The following is a 19,660-nucleotide window of genomic DNA, read 5'->3' as shown; positions in this document are numbered from 1 at the left end:
GGACACGAGACGACGTACGCGATCATGCCTCCCGAAACCAAGCCGGTCCTGGTGATCGGCAACGGCCCCGTCGGCCAGACCTCGGCCCTCTTTCTCGCCCACTGGGGAGTGCCGAGCATCGTCCTGGACCGGCGCCCGCGCCGCGACCCGGTGGGCTCGAAGGCGATCGTGCAGCAGCGCGACGTCCTCGATGCGTGGGACACCCTTGCCGGTGCCGGCCGTGAGATCGCCGAGCGCGGTCTGACCTGGCAGCGGGCGCGCACCTTCCACCAGGACCATGAGCTGTTCTGCACCGAGTTCGCCGACTCGGGGCGGTCGGCGTTCCCGCCGTTCGTCAACCTCTCCCAGAGCGAGACCGAGGCCATCCTCGACGAGAGGATCGCCGCCGAACCGCTCATCGACGTCCGCTGGGGCCACGAGGTCACCGGAATCGCCCAGGACGAGACGTCGGCCACGGTGACGTGCGCGACCGCCGGAGGCGTGGCCGAGGTCGCGGGCTCGTACGCCGTCGCCTGCTCGGGCGCCCGCGGTGACGCTGTGCGGCAGATGCTGGGAGTCACCCTGGACGGACGCACGTTCGGCGACCTGTTCCTGATCTGCGACATCAGGGCGGACCTGGGGGAGTGGGCCCAGGAGCGACGGTTCTACTTCGATCCGGTGTGGAATCCCGGTCGCCAGGTGCTGATCCATCCCTGCCCCGACTCCACCTTCCGCATCGACTGGCAGGTCCCCGCCGACTTCGACCTGGAGGCCGATGAGGCGTCCGGCGGGCTTGAGCGGCGGATCCGGATGATCGTGGGGGACACGCCCTACGAGATCGTGTGGAAGTCGGTCTACCGCTTCCACCAGCGCATCGCGGACCGGTTCAGGGTCGGCCGCGTGCTGCTCGCCGGCGACGCCGCCCACCTGGTCTCGCCGTTCGGCGCCCGCGGGCTCAACTCCGGTGTCCAGGACGCCGAGAACGCCGCCTGGAAGCTGGCCCTCGTCTGGCGTGGGCTGGCCGGCGACTCACTGCTCGAGAGCTACCACGACGAGCGCCACGCCGCCGCGGTCGAGAACCTCGACGTCACGGGGGCCACCATGGACTTCCTGGTGCCCCAGGACGACGAGCACCGCGACCGACGGGTCGCGACCCTCACGGCCGCGCGCACCCGTGACGAGGCGCGCGCGCTGGTCGACTCCGGCCGCCTGGCGGAGCCGTTCTGGTACGCCGACTCCCCGCTGACCACACCCGCGGCCGGCCGGCCCTGCGGCGGCCGTCCGGCCAAGGGCAGCGTCCCGCCGCCCGCCCCCGGGGTGCTGATCCCCGACCACCCCCTCGCCGACGGCGGCCGCCTGCGGCTGCTCGCCCGTCAGTCATTCACGCTGCTGTGCGGGGACGAGGTCGACGTCGGCATGGTCGAAGGGGCAGCCCTCGACGGTGTCCGGCCGATCACCGTGCACCGCCTCCGCGACCTCCATGCCGACGCGCCCGGTGTCCTCGGGCTGCGCCCCGACGAGGTCTGGGTCGTCCGTCCGGATGCGCATCTCGCCGCGACCCTGCCTGTCGGCGACCCCGCGGCGATCCGGTGCGCCATCGACCGGGTGCTCGGCGTCGCAGGTTCCCCCGCGGCCTACCGCATGGTGTCCCAGAGCCAGGCCTGACCCAGACAGCCGTTGTCGCAGGCGGTTCGACGGACCTCGCACGGTCCGAGGAGCGACGGCCGACACCCGACAGTCGGGCCGCCGGCTCACTCGAACGCGCGGGAGAGGTCGGGGTAGGGGTTCGTGATCTCGTCGGTCCACAGCTCCTCGTCGGTGACCATCCGGGAGTGCCGCTTCACCGCTTGGGCCGAAAGCTGGGTGTCGTGGATCTCGACGGACGGACAGACCGCTCGCAGCTGGGCGATCACGGCGTTCAGGCTGCCCAGGGTGGTGAGGTTCGCCATCGCCATGACGTTCGAGCGGCCGGTGGCCACGCTGAGCAGACCAGCCCAGTGCAGCTCCGCCCGGTGACGCTGCAGCAGACCGAGCTCGTCGGGGTCGATGCGACACCAGATCAGCGCCGCGTGCGGGGCGGAGGAGAGCGGCTCGGCGATCATGGTGACGAAGTCGAGATAGCCGTCCGCCTGGAGTCTGGCGATCCGACGTGACACGGCGCTGGGGCTGCGTCCGAGATGGTCGGCCGCCCGGGCGACCTCCATCCGCCCATCGGCCAGCAGGCGCCACAGCTCGGCGTCGGCCTCGCTGAACCGGGTGGCCTCGTGCCCCGGCGGCGTCGGAGGGACCTGCTGACGACGCAGGGCGGCGACCTGTCGGGCAGAGAGCACGTCGAGCCGCTCGGCGCGGCCGATGTCGAGGGACTCGACCACGGTCTGCATGTCCGCGCGGACGATCTGCGGGATCCGGGCGATCCCCTCCTGGGTGGAGCGCCACAGCGTCCGGGCGTCGAGCCCGGTGAGCCACGCATACACCTCGAACGCTCCGTCGGTGACCCGGACCGACGCCGCCTGTGGCCACTCGGCGAGCTGGCGTGCCACTGTCAGGGCCTGGCCGGGAAGGGTGCGCGCGCGCAGGTGCGCCCAATGGGCTTCGGCCAACATCCGCGGACCGAGCGTGGCCACGACCCGGATCTGCCCCTCGTCCCGCAATCGGACGTAGCGCCTGGCCACCGTCCGGGCGTCGGTCTCGAGCACCTGGGCGAGCAGGTTCCACGAGGCCCGCGGAGCCTCCTGAAGGGCATGCACGAATTCGAGATCCGTCTCGCTCAGCATGCACGAATGCTACGTCGCGCACGCCGCTGATGAAGGTATGAGGAAATTCCGGCGCACGCTTCTCTGCATCCAATGAACTCTGGCACACGCCGAGCGGTCGACCCGTCGGCGGAGGAGAAAGGAGCTCGCCGTGGGCGGTCACGCCACACCTGCCCCCGGGGCTGCACCCCAGAAGCCAACGTCGGAGTCTGTGGCGCCGATGGTCCGCATCCGTGACCTGCACAAGGTCTTCGGACAGGCCCATGTGCTGCGCGGCGTCGATCTTGACGTCGAGCGCGGCGAGGTCGTCTGTGTGATCGGCCGCTCAGGATCCGGCAAGTCGACGATGCTGCGCTGCATCAACGCCCTCGAGACGCCCACGATCGGGTCCATCGAGGTCGACGGCGAGCGCATCGGCGTCGCCGTACGCAACGGACGCCTCCACGAGCTGGCGCCGCGCCGTCTCGCCGCGCAGCGCCGCCACATCGGCATGGTCTTCCAGCACTTCAACCTCTTCCCGACCCGGACGGTCGCGGAGAACGTGATGGAGGGCCAGGTCGTCGTCGCGCGCCGGGCCAAGGCGGAGTCACGCAAGCGCGCGATCGAGCTGCTCGGAGAAGTCGGGCTGGCCGACCACGTCGACAAGTACCCCGCCCAGCTCTCCGGCGGTCAGCAGCAGCGCGTGGCGATCGCCCGGGCCCTGGCGATGGACCCGAAGGTGATGCTGTTCGACGAGCCCACCAGCGCCCTCGATCCCGAGCTGGTGGGCGACGTCCTCGGTGTCATGCGTCGTCTCGCCGGCACCGGCATGACGATGATCGTCGTCACCCACGAGATGGCCTTCGCCCGCGACGTCGCCGACAAGGTCGCCTTCGTCGACCAGGGCTGCATCGTCGAGTACGGCGCCTCGGCCGAGGTCCTCGGTCAGCCGTCCCACCCGCGTACCCGTGAGTTCCTTGCGAGGGTCCAGTGACCAGTCCTCTCGGCAGCCCCACCGTCAGCTCGCCCACCGCCGCGTCCGGCGTCACCGAGGAGTACGTCGTTCCCGTGGCCGACCGCGTCATCACGCGCCCGCGGCCCGGACGCTGGGTGACCTACGCCGTCGTCGCCCTCGTCGTGGCGATGCTGGTCTACAGCGTCCTCACCAACGACAACTGGCACTGGGACGTCGTCCGCGCCCACCTGCTCGACTCCGCCGTGCTCAAGGGCCTGGCCGTCACCGTCGTCCTGACCGTCGCCGCGATGATCCTGGGCCTCGTCCTCGGCAGCGTCGTCGCCGCCCTGCGGCTCTCCGAGAGCCGGATCCTCTCGGCCATCGCCGGCTGGTACATCTGGTTCTTCCGTGGCGTCCCGGTCATCGTCCAGGTCATCTTCTTCGTCTACCTCGGACAGCTCTACCCCTACCTCGGCCTCGGGGTGCCGTTCGGGGGGCCGAAGCTCGCGTTCTACAACACGAACGACCTGATCGCCCCGATCGTCGGCTGCATCATCGGCCTCTGCCTGAACGAGTCGGCCTACCAGGCGGAGATCATCCGTGGGGCGGTCGCCTCCGTCCCGAAGGGACAGCGTGAGGCCGCGGCCGCCCTCGGCATGACCCCGTGGCAGGTACGCCGCCGGGTGATCGCCCCGCAGATCCTGCCGGTCGCCGTACCCCCGTTCTTCAACGACGTCATCTCGATGACGAAGACGACCGCGGTCGTGATCCTCGCCTCGGTCACCGACCTGTTCTCGGCCGTGAGCCAGATCGGCGCCCGGACGTTCCAGCAGGTGCCCCTGCTCCTCGTCGCGACCTTCTGGTACCTCGTCCTGACCGCTGTCATCACCCTGCTCCAGATCGGGCTCGAGCGGATCCTGACCCGTCACAACAGGCCGTCCTGACGGCACCACCACCCCTTGAGTGAAGGACACCCGATGAAGAAGATCCGCCTTCTGGCCATGCTCGTCGCGGGCGCTGCCGTCAGCGCGTCCCTCGCCGCCTGCGGCGCCAGCAACCCCGAGGCCGCTCGACCTCCGGGGCCTCCGCGTCCGCCGGCGCGTGCACGTCGGTCCCATCCGGTGACCCGATGGCGGCCCCGGCGCAGTCCGAGCAGGACGTCGACGAGACCCTCGCCTCGCGCCTGCCGGCCTCGCTGAAGAACGGCACCGTGCGCATCGCGGTGACCGCCGACCTGCCGAAGGTGAACTTCACCGCGGATGGCACGCAGCGCGGCTTCGAGCCCGACCTGATCACCGCTGCCGCGCAACGCCTCGGTCTCACCGTGACGTGGGTCAAGAGCAACAACCCGCTCGCCGAGCTGCAGTCCGGCAAGGCCGACGGGATGGCGACCTTCCTCAACGACACGAAGGAGCGCGAGGCCAACGGCGGCGCGTGGGTCGACTACCTGCAGGCCGGCGTGTCGGCAGTGGTCGCGAAGTGCAACCCGCAGTCGATCACGTCCGACACCGACCTGTGCGGGAAGAAGGTCGCCGCCGCGACCGGCACCGTCCAGCTCGCCCAGCTGACCACCACGAAGACGGCCGGCTCCATCCTCAAGCAGTGCAAGGCCGCCGGCAAGCCTGCTCCGAAGGCGGTCCAGGCCCAGACCAACGAGGCCGCCGTCACCGCCCTCAGCGCCGGCCGCGCCGACGCGCTCGTCATCGACACGCCGATCGCGACCGCGATCGCGCAGAGCGCGAACGGAGCCCTGACCATCGGCTACACCGAGCCCGTCGAGGGCCAGCCGATCGGCGTCTTCGTGCTCGACACCGACCTGGGCAAGGCGCTCCAGGCGGCGTACCAGTCGCTCGTCGACGACGGTACCTACGGCCAGATCCTCGACGGCTACGCGGTGGACACCGGCCGACTGAAGACCATCACGGTCAACGGCGCCACCCGCTGAGCCGTCGGCTCCCCGGCCGAGCCCCCGATCGTCCGGGGAGCCGACACCTCTCGCTAGGAGACCACACGCCATGATCCTGGATGCCCTCTACCTCAACGGGCGTATCCGGACCGGGACCTCGACCCGCCCGATGGCCCACACCCTGGGCGTCTTCGACGGCGTGGTCGTCGGCCTCGACGAGGAGGTCAGCGGCCTGCGCGCGCGTCGGGTCGTCGACCTCGGCGGTGCCCCGGCGGTGCCCGGCCTCCACGACGCCCACCACCACCTGAGCGGGCGCGGGCAGGCGCTGCTGTCGTGCGATGTCAGTCCCCGCCGGGTGCGCACCCTCCAGGAGCTCTACGCCGCACTCGCCGACCACGTCGTCGGCCTGCCCGGCGACGCCTGGGTCCGCGCGCACGGGTACGACGAGTCCACGCTCGGGGGTCATCCGCTGCGCGAGGCGCTCGACGCCGCGGTGGGCGGGCGCCCGCTGCTCGTGCTCCACCGCTCCCACCACAGCGGCATCGTCAACACCCCGGCGATACGGCTCGTCGGGGGAGGGCACCCGGACGGCCTGCCCGAGATCGACGGCGGCACGGTCGAGCGTCGCCCCGACGGGACGCCGACCGGCTACCTCACCGAGCGGGCGTGGGAGTTCGCGTTGGCCGGTGCCGGGCCGATCTCCTCGGCGGACATGGTCCGGGCGATCGGACTCGCGAGTGCCGCGGCACTCGCGGACGGTCTCACGAGCATCACGGAGCCGGGCATCTCCGGGAGCCTGACCGGGAACGGTCCGGCCGACCTCGGCGCCTTCCTCACCGCCCGGGACCAGGGGCTGCGGGGGCCGCGCATCACCGTCATGCCGGAGATGGCGGCGCTCCACGAGATGGCGGGCAGCGAGCGCGATCTCCCGGGCTTCGGCCTCGACCTGGGTCTGCGCACGGGCCTCGGCGACGACCGGCTGCGTATCGGAGCGGTCAAGATCTTCGGCGACGGGGCGCTCAGCTCGCGCACGGCGTCGCTGCGGTGCCCCTACCACGGGGAGCCGGACAACACCGGTCTGGCGCACCCCGACCCCGACCAACTGCGCACGCAGGTGCTCGCGGCCCATCGCACCGGCTGGCAGATCGCCACGCACGCCATCGGCGACGCGGCGGTCGACGTGGCGCTCGGGGCCTACGAGGCGGCGCAGGAGACGTTTCCCCGGCCGGACGCCCGGCACCGGATCGAGCACTGCGGGGTCGCGGACGACGAGACGATCAAACGGCTCGCCGCGCACGGCGTCATCCCGGTCCCGCAGGGTCGCTTCCTCACCGAGTTCGGCGCGACCTATCTCGAGGCGGTCGGCCCGGAGCGCGGTGACCTGCTCTATCGCCAGCGCAGCTTCCTCGACGCCGGCATCGAGCTGCCGGGCAGTTCCGACTGCCCGGTGGTCGACGGTGCCCCGCTGCTGGGCATCCAGGCGTTGGTCACCCGCGTCCTGGACGACGGTCGCGTGCTCAACCCCGCCGAGCGGCTCACGCCGGTGCAGGCCCTGCGCGCCTACACCTACGGATCGGCGTACGCCGACCACCAGGAGCACCGCAAGGGCACCTTGCAGCGCGGGCGGCTCGCCGACCTCGTGGTCCTCTCCGACGACCTGCTCGAGGTCGCGCCCGAGCGCATCGAGACAATCGACGTGGTCGCCACCGTCGTCGGCGGCGAGGCCCTCTTCGGCGCCGACAACCTGAAGGAGCTGTGAGGGTGCCACGCATGCTGTCGACCGGCGCGATCCGTCGCACCTGCGACGGCAGCACCGAGCACGTACGGCGACGACACATCGTGTGGCCGAGGCGGTGGCCCCGGCCTCGTACCCGGGAGGAGAACCGATGAACACCCACCGCATCCGCGGCGCGGTCCTGGAGTCCTGCGGCGCATCCGCGCCCTTCGCACAGAGCCGGCCGATCACGGTCGGCGAGCTCGACCTCGTGGGCCCCGGCCCCGACGAGGTGCTGGTGCGCATCGAGGCTGCCGGGATCTGCCACTCCGACCTGTCCGTCGTCGACGGCCACCGCGTCCGCCCCACGCCGATGCTGCTCGGGCACGAGGCGGCGGGACGGATCGTCGAGGTCGGCCCCGGCGTGGCCGACCTGGAGGTCGGCCAGCGCGTCGTGATGGCATTCCTGCCGCGGTGCGGGGAGTGCGCCGGATGTCGCACCGACGGCAAGATGCCGTGCGTGCCGGGCACCGCCGCCAACAACGCCGGCACCCTGCTCTCCGGTGACGTCAAGCTCAGCCGCGACGGTGCGCAGGTCAAGCACCACCTCGGCGTCTCCGGCTTCGCGACGTATGCCACGGTCGACCGCCGATCCGTGACGCCGGTCGGCGACGACGTACCCCCGGAGGTCGCCGCCGTGCTCGGCTGCGCCGTCCTCACCGGAGGCGGCGCCGTGCTCAACGTCGCCCGCCCGGTCGAGGGCCAGCGGGTCGCCGTCGTCGGTCTCGGCGGCGTCGGCATGGCGGCGGTGCTCACCGCCGTCTCGCTGGGCGCCCACGTCATCGGTATCGACGCCGTCCCGGCCAAGCTCGACACCGCCCGCGACCTCGGTGCCGCCGAGGTCTTCACCCCCGCCGAGGCGGAGGAGCAGGGCATCCGCGCCGACCTGGTCGTCGAGGCCGCCGGCCACCCGAAGGCCTTCGAGACCGCGGTCGCCATCACCGCGCCCGGCGGCACCACGGTGACCGTCGGCCTGCCCGGACCCGATGCGCGGTCGACGATCTCGCCGCTGGTGCTCACCGCCGAGGCGCGCACGATCGTCGGGAGCTACCTCGGCTCCGCCGTTCCGCAGCGCGACATCCCCGTCTACGCCCAGCTGTGGCGCGAGGGCCGGCTTCCGGTGGAGAAGCTCATCTCGTCGCACATCCGGCTCGAGGACATCAACGAGGCCATGGACCGCCTCGCGGACGGCTCCGAGCTTCGTCAGGTGATCACGTTCGAGGAGGACAGGTGACGGCCTTCGCCGCAGTACCTCAACGTGGCGTGGCCGTCGTGAGCCGGCGTACGCCCCCGGAGGTGAGGACGCCGTGCGTGCCGTGATCTTCGACGCCATCGGCGCGACGCCGACGGTGCGCGACGTGCCCGAGCCGACCGCGCCGGACGGCGGGGTCGTCGTCGAGGTGCACGCCACCGGCCTGTGTCGCAGCGACTGGCACGCCTGGGCCGGGCATGACGACATCGCCCTTCCGCACGTCCCCGGACACGAGCTCGCCGGCATCGTGGCCTCGGTCGGTGCCGGCGTCACGAAGTGGCGGGTCGGCGACCGCGTCACCGTGCCGTTCGTCTGCGGCTGTGGTCGCTGCGAGTGGTGCCGGCAGGGTGACGCCCAGGTCTGCCCCGATCAGGAGCAGCCGGGCTTCACCCACTGGGGTTCCTTCGCCGAGTACGTCGCCCTGCACGCCGCCGACACCAACCTGGTGGCGATCCCGGCGTCGGTGTCCTTCGAGGCCGCGGCCAGCCTGGGGTGCCGGTTCGCGACGGCGTACCGCGGACTGGTCGGACGCGCCCGGCTCGACGCCGGCGAGTCGGTCACCGTCATCGGCGCCGGCGGCGTCGGCCTGAGCGCCGTGATGATCGCGAAGGCCCTGGGCGCCCGTGTGGTCGCGGTCGACCGGAACGCCGAGGCGCTCAAGGTCGCCGGCGACCTCGGCGCCGACCACGTCGTCGTCGCCGACGGCTCGGACGTGCCGACCGCGGTCCATGACCTGACCGGCGGCGGCACCCACGTCGCCGTCGACGCCGTCGGCAGCGAGCAGACCTGCGCGGACGCGATCCACAGCCTGCGCCGCCGCGGCCGGCACGTGCAGATCGGCCTGCTGCCACCCGTGGACGGGCACCCGCGCGTGCCGATGGCGCGGGTCATCGGCTGGGAGCTCGACCTGCTCGGGAGTCACGGCATGGCGGCCGTCGACTACCCGAGCATGCTCGCGCTCATCGAATCTGGCGGGCTGCGGCCGCAGGACCTCATCGAGCGCGTCATCGGCCTCGAAGAGGCCGCGGCGCTGCTGCCGACGTTCGACCGCGCCACGGTCGCCGGCATGACCATGATCAACCCCGCAACCCGCTAACCAGCATCCAGAAGGTCACGAATTGGACGCCATCACCACCCCGCCGGTCCCCGCCAACGAGCCGAACCTCACCTACGCACCCGGCACCGCGGAGCGTGATGCCCTCGCCACCGAGATCGCCCACCTCAGCGGCTCGGTCAAGCAGCTCGACGCCCACATCGGGGGCGAGCGGGTCACGGGCGGCGGCGACGAGATCGCGGTTGTGCAGCCGCACGCCCACGCCAAGACGCTCGGCGTGATGCGCAACAGCACCGCCGCCGACGCCGCGAAGGCCATCGCCGCCGCCGCGGCCGCCGCGCAGGAGTGGCGCGCGCTGCCCTTCGACGAGCGCGCCGCGGTCCTGCTGCGCGCCGCCGACCTGCTGGCCGGGCCGTGGCGCCAGCGGCTCAACGCCGCCACCGTCCTGGGGCAGGGCAAGACGGCGTACCAGGCGGAGATCGACGCGGCCTGTGAGCTGATCGACTTCTGGCGGTTCAACGTCCACTTCGCCGCTCAGGTGCTCACCGACCAGCCGATCGCCAACAGCCCCGGCGTCTGGAACCGCACCGACCACCGGCCGCTCGAGGGCTTCGTCTACGCGATCACGCCGTTCAACTTCACCGCGATCGCCGGCAACCTGCCCACCGCGCCGGCGCTGATGGGCAACACGGTGATCTGGAAGCCGTCGCCGACCCAGCAGCTCGCCGCGTCCCTCACGATGGAGCTCCTCGAGGAGGCCGGGATGCCGCCGGGCGTGATCAACATGCTGCCGGGCGACGGTCTGGCCGTCTCCGAGGTCGCGCTGGGGCACCCCGACCTCGCCGGCATCCACTTCACCGGCTCCACCGGCACGTTCCAGAACCTGTGGCAGACCGTCGGCGCCAACCTCCCGGGCTACCGTTCCTACCCGCGGCTGGTCGGCGAGACCGGTGGCAAGGACTTCATCATCGCCCACCCCAGCGCCGACCCCGACGTGCTCCGCACGGCCCTGATCCGGGGAGCCTTCGAGTACTCCGGGCAGAAGTGCTCGGCCGCCTCCCGCGCCTACGTCCCGCGCTCGCTGTGGGCGAAGATCGGCGACGAGATCGCCGCCGAGACCGACGCGCTCGCCGTCGGCGACCCGACCGACTTCGCCAACTTCACCGGCGCCGTCATCGACGCCCGTGCCTTCGCGAAGCACGCGGCCGCGATCGAGCGGGCGAAGGCGACCGACGGTCTCACCATCGTCGCCGGCGGCACGGTCGATGACAGCGTCGGCTACTTCGTCCGCCCGACCATCGTGGTCGCCGAGGACCCGGCCGACGAGATGTTCTCGACGGAGTACTTCGGTCCGATCCTCGTGGTCCACGTCTACGAGGACGCCGACCCCGCAGCGTTCGAGGCCGTCGTCGCCCAGGCCGAGTCGGCGGCGCCGTACGCCCTCACCGGCTCGATCATCGCGACCGACCGCCGCGCGATCGCGTGGGCCAGCGAGAAGCTGCGCTTCGCGGCGGGCAACTTCTACGTCAACGACAAGCCGACCGGTGCGGTTGTCGGGCAGCAGCCGTTCGGCGGGGCTCGGGCCTCCGGCACCAACGACAAGGCGGGCTCAGCGCTCAACCTCACGCGGTGGACCTCGCCTCGATCCATCAAGGAGACCCTGGTGCCGCCGACGGAGCACCGTCACCCGCACCAGGGCTGATCCGTCCCCAGGGCTGGCCGACGCGCCAGAGAATTTTCTTGACTCATTCAAGAAAAGGGTGAAGACTTCGGGGTGTGGCTGATGCGACGGACTTCCAGCAGATGTTGCGTGACGCGGATCTCCGCGTCACGCGCCCGCGGCTGGCTGTGCTGCAGGCCGTTCACGCCCATCCGCACGCCGACACGGACTCGCTGATCGGGGCCGTCCGGCAGGAGCTTTCGCAGGTGTCCCACCAGGCCGTCTACGACTCCCTCAGTGCGCTCACCGCGGCCGGCCTGTTGCGGCGCATCCAGCCGACCGGCTCCGTGGCTCGCTACGAATCCCGTGTCGGCGACAACCACCACCACGTCGTGTGCCGGTCCTGCGGCGCCATCGGCGACGTCGACTGCGCCGTCGGCGAGGCGCCGTGCCTCACCGCGTCCGACGACCACGGCTTCACGATCGACGAGGCCGAGGTCATCTACTGGGGCCTGTGCCCCGACTGCTCCACCACCCGTTCCTGAATCGCCAGCTGATCGGCAAGCACCGGAAGGAATCACCATGACCGAGACCGAGCCCACCGAGCCGGAGAACCTCCACGGCCAGATCACGACGGACGACGCGGTGCCGGCGCCCGGCACCGGTTGCCCGGTCGCGCACGGCGCCGACCTGCCTCACCCGACCCAGGGTGACCCCAACACCGTCTGGTGGCCGAACCGGCTCAACCTCAACCTGCTCGCGGCGAACCCGCCGGCGAAGGACCCGATGGGCGAGGACTTCGACTACGCCCAGGAGTTCGAGTCTCTCGACCTCGCGGCGGTCAAGCAGGACATCGTCGCCGTCCTCACCGACTCGCAGCCGTGGTGGCCCGCCGACTTCGGCAACTACGGTCCGCTCATGATCCGGATGGCCTGGCACAGCGCCGGGACCTACCGGGTCGAGGACGGCCGCGGCGGCGCCGGCTCCGGCCAGCAGCGCTTCGCGCCGCTCAACAGCTGGCCCGACAACGTCAGCCTCGACAAGGCTCGCCGTCTGCTGTGGCCGGTCAAGAAGAAGTACGGCAAGAAGATCTCGTGGGCCGACCTGATCGTCCTCGCCGGCAACGCGGCGCTCGAGAGCATGGGCTTCAAGACCTTCGGCTTCGCCGGCGGTCGCGAGGACGTCTACGAGCCCGAGGACGTCTACTGGGGCTCCGAGACGGAGTGGCTCGGCAGCGACAAGCGGATCTCGGGTGGCGAGCGCCGCGACCTCGAGAAGCCGCTCGGCGCGACCCACATGGGCCTGATCTACGTCAACCCGGAGGGTCCCGAGGGCGTTCCGGACCCGATCGCCGCGGCGCGCGACATCCGCGAGACGTTCGCCCGGATGGCGATGAACGACGAGGAGACCGTCGCCCTGATCGCCGGCGGCCACACCTTCGGCAAGACGCACGGCGCGCACCCCGACGACAAGCTCGGTCCCGACCCGGAGGCCTCCCCGCTGGAGGACATGGGCCTGGGCTGGAAGAACGGCTACGGCACCGGCTCCGGTCCCGACACCGTCACCAGCGGTCTCGAGGTCACCTGGACCTACCACCCGACCCGGTGGGACAACGAGTTCTTCCACATCCTCTTCGCCTACGAGTGGGAGCTCTTCGAGTCCCCGGCTGGCGCCAAGCAGTGGCGGCCGAAGAACAACGGCGGCGCCGACCTCGTCCAGGAGGCGTTCGGTGACGGCAAGCGCGAGCCGCGCATGCTGACGACCGACCTCGCCCTGCGCTTCGACCCGATCTATGAGCAGATCTCGCGGCGGTTCAAGGACGACCAGGAGGCGTTCGCCGACGCGTTCGCCCGTGCCTGGTTCAAGCTCACCCACCGCGACATGGGCCCGGTCGAGCGCTACCTCGGCCCGGAGGTGCCCAGCGAGCAGCTCGTGTGGCAGGACCCGGTCGTGACGCCCGAGGGCGAGCCGATCGGTGCCGCCGAGATCGCGACCCTCAAGGCGAAGATCGCCGAGTCGGGCCTCAGCGTCCAGCAGTTGGTCACCACCGCGTGGGCGTCGGCATCCAGCTTCCGTCGTACCGACAAGCGCGGCGGCGCCAACGGCGGCCGCATCCGCCTGCAGCCGCAGAGCGCGTGGGAGGTCAACGAGCCCGACAAGCTCGCGCAGGTCATCAGCGCGCTCGAGTCGATCCAGGAGGCGTTCAACGCCGAGGGAGGCACGCAGGTCTCCTTCGCCGACCTGGTCGTGCTCGCCGGCTCCGTCGGTGTCGAGCAGGCGGCCAAGGCGGCCGGCTACGACCTCGAGGTGCCGTTCACGCCGGGCCGCGGCGACGCCACCCAGGAGATGACCGACGTCGAGTCGTTCAGCCACATGGAGCCCGCCGCCGACGGCTTCCGCAACTACCTCGGCAAGGCGGCGAGCCGGCCGGCCGAGTTCATGCTCGTCGACCGAGCCAGCCTCCTCGGCCTCAACGCCCCGGAGATGACGGTCCTCGTCGGCGGCCTGCGGGTCATCGGCGCGAACCACCAGGGCTCCGAGCTGGGCGTTCTCACCAAGACGCCGGGTGCGCTGACGAACGACTTCTTCGTCAACCTGCTCGACATGAGCCACACCTGGAAGCCCGTCCAGGGCGACGAAAACACCTTCGAGGCCTTCGACGACGCCACGGGCGAGAAGCTCTGGACCGGCAGTCGCGTCGACCTGCTCTTCGGCTCGAACTCCGAGCTGCGGGCCGTCGCCGAGGTCTACGGTGCCGACGACGCCAAGGAGAAGTTCGTCAAGGACTTCGTCGCCGCCTGGGTCAAGGTCATGGAGGCTGACCGCTTCGACCTGCACCGCTGATCACAGGCTGATCACAGCCTGCCTCACCGGAGGGGCGCCCGTCGTCGTACGGGCGCCCCTCCGCCGTCTGTGCTGCGTTTGCTTCTGCCCGGTCGGCTCATCTCGGCCCAAGCCGCGCACTCGCTGCCGCGCGAGCCCAGCGAGGAGCCGGCGTCGAGGAGGTGCGGCGGACCTTGACCGAACGGTCGGTCAACCCTGCCTCGGCACCGGTGGTGCCGAGCGGGTCCTGCCGCGGCTCGCGACACGGTCTCCGGTCCGCTCGCGCAACGCCGTGACGCGGAACTCGCGCGCCATCTGCGGACGACCACCCACGCGGGCTTCGCGTGCCTGAGCCTGCTGCGCGATCGCGATCGTCCAGTTTGGGAATCGTTCGCCGAACTATGTAAAGACGCTGTTCACTGCTCGTCCACGTCGGTGGCACCGCCGCGTCCGCGGCTGATCCCAGACTCTCACCGCTGCGCCTCCCGAGGGCGCAGTGGAGAGGGACCGGTGACGAACACGGATGACACCGCGTCCGTCGACGAGGCTGACGTGGACGAGCTCGTCGAGGGCGCCGGGGAACGAGCGAAGCGGACGGCGTGGCGCCGTCCGAGGGTCCTCCTGACCGCGGGCGTCATCGGCGCGCTTGCGGTCGGCGGAGTCGCGGTCGCCGCGACCCACCGCGGCGATCAAGCCCTTCCCGTGGCCGCGCCCCACGGCTCGGCGACGGTGCCGGGCACGCCCGTGACGGTCGGCACCGACGTCTGCGGACAGGGCTGGTCCGGTGGCACCTCCGGGCCCCAGACCTTTGCGTTCTGGAACAACTCGATCCAGCCCGTCGAGGTCTACGTGGAGGACCCCGCCACGCGGAAGGTCTACCTGGACGCGGAGAACATCGGCTCCGGCGCCACCCGCGCGGCGAGCGTCACTCTCGGTCCCGGCACCTACCGCTTCTTCTGCATGCCCGCCGACTCCGACCCGGTGGCGGGCGCGTCGTGGAGGCTCACGGGCGACGACGCGGGACCCACCACGCCCGGCATCCGGCCGGTCACCGTTCGTGACCTGATCCCGGCGCTGAAGGAGTACGAACGCTGGGTCCGCGGCGAGCTGCCCGGGCTGCAGCGCCAGACGCAGCAGGTGGCCGACGACGTACGCCGCGGCGATCTCGTCACCGCGAGGAGCGACTGGCTCACCGCACATCTGCACTACGAGACGCTGGGTGCGGCGTACGACGCCTTCGGCGACGACGGTGACGCGATCGACGCGCTTCCCTCAGCGACCGATCCGGCGAAGGATCCGGACCTGCACGGCTTCCACAAGATCGAGGCGCTGCTGTGGGGCGGTGCGCCCGCGGCCCGGATCCAGGGCCCGGCCGACGACCTCGTGAAGGCCGTGGCCCACCTGCGCAAGGACATGGTCAACCCGGTCCAGTCGACGACCGTGATCGGGCTGCGTGCCCACGAGATCATCGAGGACGCCGTGCGCTTCGAGCTCACCGGCGAGGACGACGCGGGCAGCGGCACCGACCTCGCGACGATCGACGCCAACCTCACCGGCAGCCTCGAGGCGCTCAGGCCGTTGCGGCCGATCCTCGCCGCGCGCGGCCACGACCTCGCCGACGTGGACGCCTGGATCGCACGGTCGCGGCGGCTCGTCCGCTCCTACGACCACCACGGCCGCTGGACGCCGGTGACCTCGCTCGGCCGCCGCGCGCGCGAGCGCCTCGACGCCACCCTCAGCCAGACCGTCGAGCTCCTCTCCGAGGTCGCGGTCATGACCGACCCCCGAAGGAGCAACTGATGGCCGGCGAGTGCCCGGTGACCGGGCGGTTCACCCGCCGAGGACTCTTCGGCGGCGCCGTCGGAGCGGCCGCAGCCGCACCGGTCGGGGCGCTCGTCGCGGGGCGAGCGTTCGCCGACGCGCCGTCGAGCAGCCCGAGCGCCGCGGCCGGCGAGTCGAAGCCGACCGACTCCTACCCGTTCGAGGGCGTCCACCAGGCGGGCATCCTGACCCCGATGCAGCGCGCGGCGGCGTACGTCTCCTTCGACGTCACCGCGGCGAACCGCCGTGAGCTCCAGGACGCCCTCCAGGAGCTGACCTCGGTCGCGCGCCTCCTCACCCGGGGAGGTACGCCGCCGGATGAGGGTCTCACCGGCACCACCTGGTCCAACGGCGTGCTCGGCCCCAAGATCCCTGCGGACGGCCTCACCGTCACGGCCAGCGTCGGCGCGAGCCTCTTCGACGGGCGCTTCGGGCTCGCGAAGGCGAAGCCGGCCCGGCTGCGCGCGATGGAGGCGTTCCCGAACGACGACCTCGACCCGGCGCGCTGCCACGGCGACCTGCTGCTCCAGATCGGCGCGCACAACACGGACACCGTGCTGAGCGCCCTCCGGCTGCTGACCCGGCGCACGCGCGGCGCCTTCGCGGTCCGCTGGCGTCAGGACGGCTTCTCGTCGCCCCCGCGGCCGAGCGGGACGCCGCGCAACCTGCTCGGCTTCAAGGACGGCACGGCGAACCCGGCGGTCGACGACGCGGCGCTCATGGACCGGCTGGTGTGGACACGCGCGGGTGGCGACGAGCCCGCCTGGGTCGCCGGCGGCAGCTATCACGTCGTCCGTGTCATCCGGATGTTCGTCGAGTTCTGGGACCGGGTGTCGCTCCTGGAGCAGGAGAACATGTTCGGGCGCAGTCGTGACACCGGGGCGCCCCTCACCGGGACCGACGAGTTCGACGAGCCCGACTACGCACTCGACCCGACCGGTGACGCGATCAAGATGGACGCCCACATCCGGCTGGCCAACCCGCGGACACCGGACACGGACGACCAGCGGTTCCTGCGCCGGTCCTTCAACTACGACGCCGGCACCGACATGAACGGCAACCTCGACATGGGCCTGATCTTCACGGCCTTCAACCAGGACCTCGAGCGCCAGTTCGTCACGGTGCAGAAGCGTCTCGTCGACGAACCCCTCGTCGACTACATCTCGCCGGTCGGCGGCGGCTACTTCTTCGCCCTGCCGGGCGTGAGGTCGGCCGACGACTGGTTGGGCCGGGGCATGTTCGCGTGACCCACGCGCGCAGACCCGGCAGCAGCGTCACCCCACCACATCACCCGACACACCCGATGAGACACGGGAAGGATCCATGGGAATGAGAAAGCCCACGGTTCGGCTCTCGCGCACCTGGAAGGGGGCGGGCCTGGCGCTCGCCGGCGCAGGGCTTCTCGGCGGCTCCTTGACGTACTTCACGTCGCAGGGCGCCTCCGCGGCCGACAAGGTGCAGACGGCCACGCCGATCAAGCACGTCGTCGTCCTCTTCAGCGAGAACATCTCCTTCGACCACTACTTCGGCACCTACCCGTACGCCACGAACAAGGACGCGAACCCCGCCGCGCCGACGTTCACCGCGGCGCCCGGGACGCCGGTGCCGAACAACTACAAGGCGGACCCCACGCTGATCTCGGCGAACCCGAACAGCACGAAGCCCTTCCGCCTCGGATACGACGACGCCTGGACCTGCTCGCAGAACCACGCCTACACGCCGGAGCAGAAGGCCGAGGACGGCGGGAAGATGGACCTCTTCCCGGAGAACACCAACGGCGGCTGCACCGCCGGCACGGGACCGGCGGGCGCCGCCATCAACATGGGCTACTACGACGGCAACACCGTCACAGGCTTCTGGAACTACGCCCAGAACTACGCGATGAGCGACAACTCCTGGGACACCACCTTCGGTCCCTCGACCGTCGGCGCGATGAACGTCATCGCCGGCCAGACCTACGGCGGCATCGCGTACGACGCCACCTCGGACGACACGAACCCCACCCCGGCGGCGAACAAGACGGCGAGCGGCTTCTCGGCGGTCGACCCCGACACCGGCCTGGGCACGGTCATCGGCGACCCGGACCCGGTCTATGACGACTGCTCCGACAACAACCACGCCTCGTCGAGCAACCTGGTCGGGATGCAGGGGAAGAACATCGGCGACCTGCTCAACGAGAAGCACCTCACCTGGGGCTGGTTCCAGGGTGGCTTCACCCCGACGACGGCGTACGACCCCGAGAACGGCGCGGCGTACGCCAAGTGCCAGTCGACCGACGTCAACCTGCACGGGTCGACGGTCACCGACTACTCGCCGCACCACAACCCGTTCGCGTACTACAAGTCGACCTCGAACCCGCACCACTACCCGGGGACGGAGGGCGTGACGCTCGGCGCCGACGACCCGACCGACGACGCCACCCACACCGGTGCGAACCACGAGTACGACCTCTCCGTCTTCGAGCAGGCCGTCGCCGACGACCAGCTGCCGGCGGTGTCGTACGTCAAGGCCGACGCCTACCAGGACGGTCACCCCTCCAACTCCGACCCCATCGACGAGCAGCACTTCCTCGTCCGCGAGATCAACGCGATCGAGCAGTCGCCGGAGTGGAAGTCGACCGCCATCGTCATCTCCTACGACGACTCCGACGGGTGGTACGACCACCAGGCGCCGACGATCCTGAATCCGTCGTCCACGAGCGACGACGCCGCGATCTGCACGGCGGCCGCGCAGACCGCCGACCCGATCGCCGGTGAGGAGGACCGCTGTGGCCCGTCGCAGCGGCTGCCGATGGTCGTCATCTCGCCGTACGCGAAGAAGAACTACATCGACCACAACATCAGCAACCAGGCGTCGATCGTGAAGTTCATCGAGGACAACTGGGGCCTCGGCACCATCAAGGACGACTTCGGCGACGGCCCGGTCGAGGACTCCTTCGACGCGACCGCCGGCAGCATCGAGCCGATGTTCGACTTCCAGCACCCGAGCGGCAACACCGTCGTCCTCAACGACGACGGCACCGTGAAGAGCACCAGCACGGTCAAGGTCCCGCCCGCCGGCGGGTATTCCTCCCGGCTGAGCGTGACGGTCCCGCCGCATGCCTACGGGCGCCCGGGCAAGGCCACCGTGCGGGTGAGCACCGACGGTGACCCCGACGGCGGCACCGTGACGGCCACGATCGACCACAAGCCGGACGGCGCTCCCGCCGTCGTCGACGGCAAGGCCGTCGTCACCCTCCCGGCCAGGCTCGCCGTCGGCCGTCACACGCTGCAGCTCACCTACTCGGGCTCGGCCGACGCCAAGGGCGCGACCGCGTCCAGGTCCTTCACGGTCACCAAGGCGGTGACCCGCACCGCCGTCAAGGCCGGCAGGGTCGCGCGCGGCACGGTCCCGGTCGCGGTCACCGTCACGGCCACCGGTGTCACGCCGACCGGCAAGGTGACCGTCAAGGTCAACGGCCGGACCGCGGGTGCGGCCGTGCTGCGCTCGGGGCACGCGACCCTGGTGGTCGGCGTGCGGGGCGGCAGCAACAGGATCGTCGCGACCTACCCCGGCGGGGCGAACGTCGCCGGCTCCACGTCAGCCGCCGCCGTCGTGCGGGGCCGCGTCCCGGCCACGCACGCCAAGCACCGGCGCCACCGGTGATCCCGGTCGGCTCCTAGACAGGCGTCGGACAGCAGCCGGGCCCCGGCCCCCCCCCCCGG

Annotated in this window: 14 protein-coding genes; 13 read left to right on the top strand and 1 reads right to left on the bottom strand. The window is 71.2% G+C overall.

All coding sequences use genetic code 11. The features are described from left to right. Nucleotides 1-24: 24 nt before the first annotated feature. The gene (locus tag AB3X52_RS14180; protein ID WP_367994742.1) at nucleotides 25-1,644 is read left to right on the top strand and encodes an FAD-dependent monooxygenase; all 1,620 of its coding nucleotides are present in this window, start codon (nucleotides 25-27) and stop codon (nucleotides 1,642-1,644) included. An 86-nt stretch (nucleotides 1,645-1,730) separates the two neighbouring features. On the opposite strand, the gene AB3X52_RS14175 is transcribed toward AB3X52_RS14180, so the two are convergent. Further along, entirely contained in the window at nucleotides 1,731-2,753 is a 1,023-nt protein-coding gene (locus tag AB3X52_RS14175) for an AsnC family transcriptional regulator (RefSeq protein WP_367994741.1), read from the bottom strand. A gap of 199 nt (nucleotides 2,754-2,952) precedes the next feature. Here AB3X52_RS14175 and AB3X52_RS14170 point away from each other — a divergent pair, with 199 nt between their 5' ends. The 12 genes from AB3X52_RS14170 to AB3X52_RS14115 all read left to right on the top strand — a co-directional run bounded on the left by AB3X52_RS14170 (nucleotide 2,953) and on the right by AB3X52_RS14115 (nucleotide 19,601). Beyond that, nucleotides 2,953-3,705 carry an amino acid ABC transporter ATP-binding protein gene (locus AB3X52_RS14170; RefSeq protein ID WP_367994740.1) on the top strand — a complete coding sequence of 251 codons (753 nt, stop codon included), beginning with the start codon at nucleotides 2,953-2,955 and terminating at the stop codon, nucleotides 3,703-3,705. Then, nucleotides 3,702-4,610: an amino acid ABC transporter permease gene (locus AB3X52_RS14165; protein WP_367994739.1), complete on the top strand. Its 909-nt coding sequence runs from the start codon at nucleotides 3,702-3,704 to the stop codon at nucleotides 4,608-4,610. Before AB3X52_RS14170 ends, AB3X52_RS14165 begins: the two co-directional genes overlap by 4 nt. A 185-nt stretch (nucleotides 4,611-4,795) precedes the next feature. Next, nucleotides 4,796-5,611 carry a transporter substrate-binding domain-containing protein gene (locus tag AB3X52_RS14160; protein ID WP_367994738.1) on the top strand — a complete coding sequence of 272 codons (816 nt, stop codon included), beginning with the start codon at nucleotides 4,796-4,798 and terminating at the stop codon, nucleotides 5,609-5,611. A 70-nt stretch (nucleotides 5,612-5,681) separates the two neighbouring features. Beyond that, on the top strand, nucleotides 5,682-7,331 hold the full coding sequence (locus AB3X52_RS14155; protein ID WP_367994737.1) for an amidohydrolase: 1,650 nt from the start codon (nucleotides 5,682-5,684) through the stop codon (nucleotides 7,329-7,331). A 127-nt stretch (nucleotides 7,332-7,458) separates the two neighbouring features. Further along, entirely contained in the window at nucleotides 7,459-8,580 is a 1,122-nt protein-coding gene (locus AB3X52_RS14150) for an alcohol dehydrogenase catalytic domain-containing protein (RefSeq protein ID WP_367994736.1), read from the top strand. 73 nt (nucleotides 8,581-8,653) lie between these two features. Further along, nucleotides 8,654-9,694 (top strand): zinc-dependent alcohol dehydrogenase family protein, encoded by a 1,041-nt coding sequence (locus AB3X52_RS14145; RefSeq protein WP_367994735.1) that lies wholly within the window; start codon nucleotides 8,654-8,656, stop codon nucleotides 9,692-9,694. Nucleotides 9,695-9,716: 22 nt separating this feature from the next. Continuing rightward, complete coding sequence (gene pruA / locus AB3X52_RS14140; RefSeq protein WP_367994734.1) at nucleotides 9,717-11,354, top strand: L-glutamate gamma-semialdehyde dehydrogenase; 1,638 nt, start codon at nucleotides 9,717-9,719, stop codon at nucleotides 11,352-11,354. A 101-nt stretch (nucleotides 11,355-11,455) separates the two neighbouring features. After that, nucleotides 11,456-11,857 carry a Fur family transcriptional regulator gene (locus AB3X52_RS14135; protein ID WP_367994773.1) on the top strand — a complete coding sequence of 134 codons (402 nt, stop codon included), beginning with the start codon at nucleotides 11,456-11,458 and terminating at the stop codon, nucleotides 11,855-11,857. A 37-nt stretch (nucleotides 11,858-11,894) separates the two neighbouring features. Next, a complete protein-coding gene (gene katG / locus AB3X52_RS14130) occupies nucleotides 11,895-14,156 on the top strand; it encodes a catalase/peroxidase HPI (protein WP_367994733.1) in 2,262 nt (753 codons plus the stop codon). Nucleotides 14,157-14,645: 489 nt separating this feature from the next. Next, on the top strand, nucleotides 14,646-15,935 hold the full coding sequence (locus AB3X52_RS14125; protein ID WP_367994732.1) for an imelysin family protein: 1,290 nt from the start codon (nucleotides 14,646-14,648) through the stop codon (nucleotides 15,933-15,935). Then, the gene (gene efeB, locus AB3X52_RS14120) at nucleotides 15,935-17,203 is read left to right on the top strand and encodes an iron uptake transporter deferrochelatase/peroxidase subunit (RefSeq protein ID WP_367994731.1); all 1,269 of its coding nucleotides are present in this window, start codon (nucleotides 15,935-15,937) and stop codon (nucleotides 17,201-17,203) included. Before AB3X52_RS14125 ends, efeB begins: the two co-directional genes overlap by 1 nt. A gap of 82 nt (nucleotides 17,204-17,285) precedes the next feature. Next, nucleotides 17,286-19,601, top strand: coding sequence for an alkaline phosphatase family protein (locus tag AB3X52_RS14115; protein WP_367994730.1), 2,316 nt, complete (start codon nucleotides 17,286-17,288; stop codon nucleotides 19,599-19,601). The last annotated feature ends 59 nt before the right edge of the window (nucleotides 19,602-19,660 follow it).

The sequence above is a fragment of the Nocardioides eburneus genome (assembly GCF_040838215.1).
Lineage (GTDB): Bacteria > Actinomycetota > Actinomycetes > Propionibacteriales > Nocardioidaceae > Nocardioides > Nocardioides eburneus.
The sequence above is the reverse complement of the archived record's forward strand: the minus strand, read 5'-3'. Positions and strand labels throughout refer to the sequence as shown.

Bases quoted from the DNA above. Each gene is read 5' to 3' on its own strand.
- AB3X52_RS14180 (WP_367994742.1), top strand. From the start codon at position 25: ATGCCTCCCGAAACCAAGCCGGTCCTGGTGATCGGCAACGGCCCCGTC.
- AB3X52_RS14175 (WP_367994741.1), bottom strand. From the start codon at position 2,753: ATGCTGAGCGAGACGGATCTCGAATTCGTGCATGCCCTTCAGGAGGCT.
- AB3X52_RS14170 (WP_367994740.1), top strand. From the start codon at position 2,953: ATGGTCCGCATCCGTGACCTGCACAAGGTCTTCGGACAGGCCCATGTG.
- AB3X52_RS14160 (WP_367994738.1), top strand. From the start codon at position 4,796: ATGGCGGCCCCGGCGCAGTCCGAGCAGGACGTCGACGAGACCCTCGCC.
- AB3X52_RS14155 (WP_367994737.1), top strand. From the start codon at position 5,682: ATGATCCTGGATGCCCTCTACCTCAACGGGCGTATCCGGACCGGGACC.
- AB3X52_RS14150 (WP_367994736.1), top strand. From the start codon at position 7,459: ATGAACACCCACCGCATCCGCGGCGCGGTCCTGGAGTCCTGCGGCGCA.
- AB3X52_RS14135 (WP_367994773.1), top strand. From the start codon at position 11,456: ATGTTGCGTGACGCGGATCTCCGCGTCACGCGCCCGCGGCTGGCTGTG.
- katG (WP_367994733.1), top strand. From the start codon at position 11,895: ATGACCGAGACCGAGCCCACCGAGCCGGAGAACCTCCACGGCCAGATC.
- efeB (WP_367994731.1), top strand. From the start codon at position 15,935: ATGGCCGGCGAGTGCCCGGTGACCGGGCGGTTCACCCGCCGAGGACTC.
- AB3X52_RS14115 (WP_367994730.1), top strand. From the start codon at position 17,286: ATGAGAAAGCCCACGGTTCGGCTCTCGCGCACCTGGAAGGGGGCGGGC.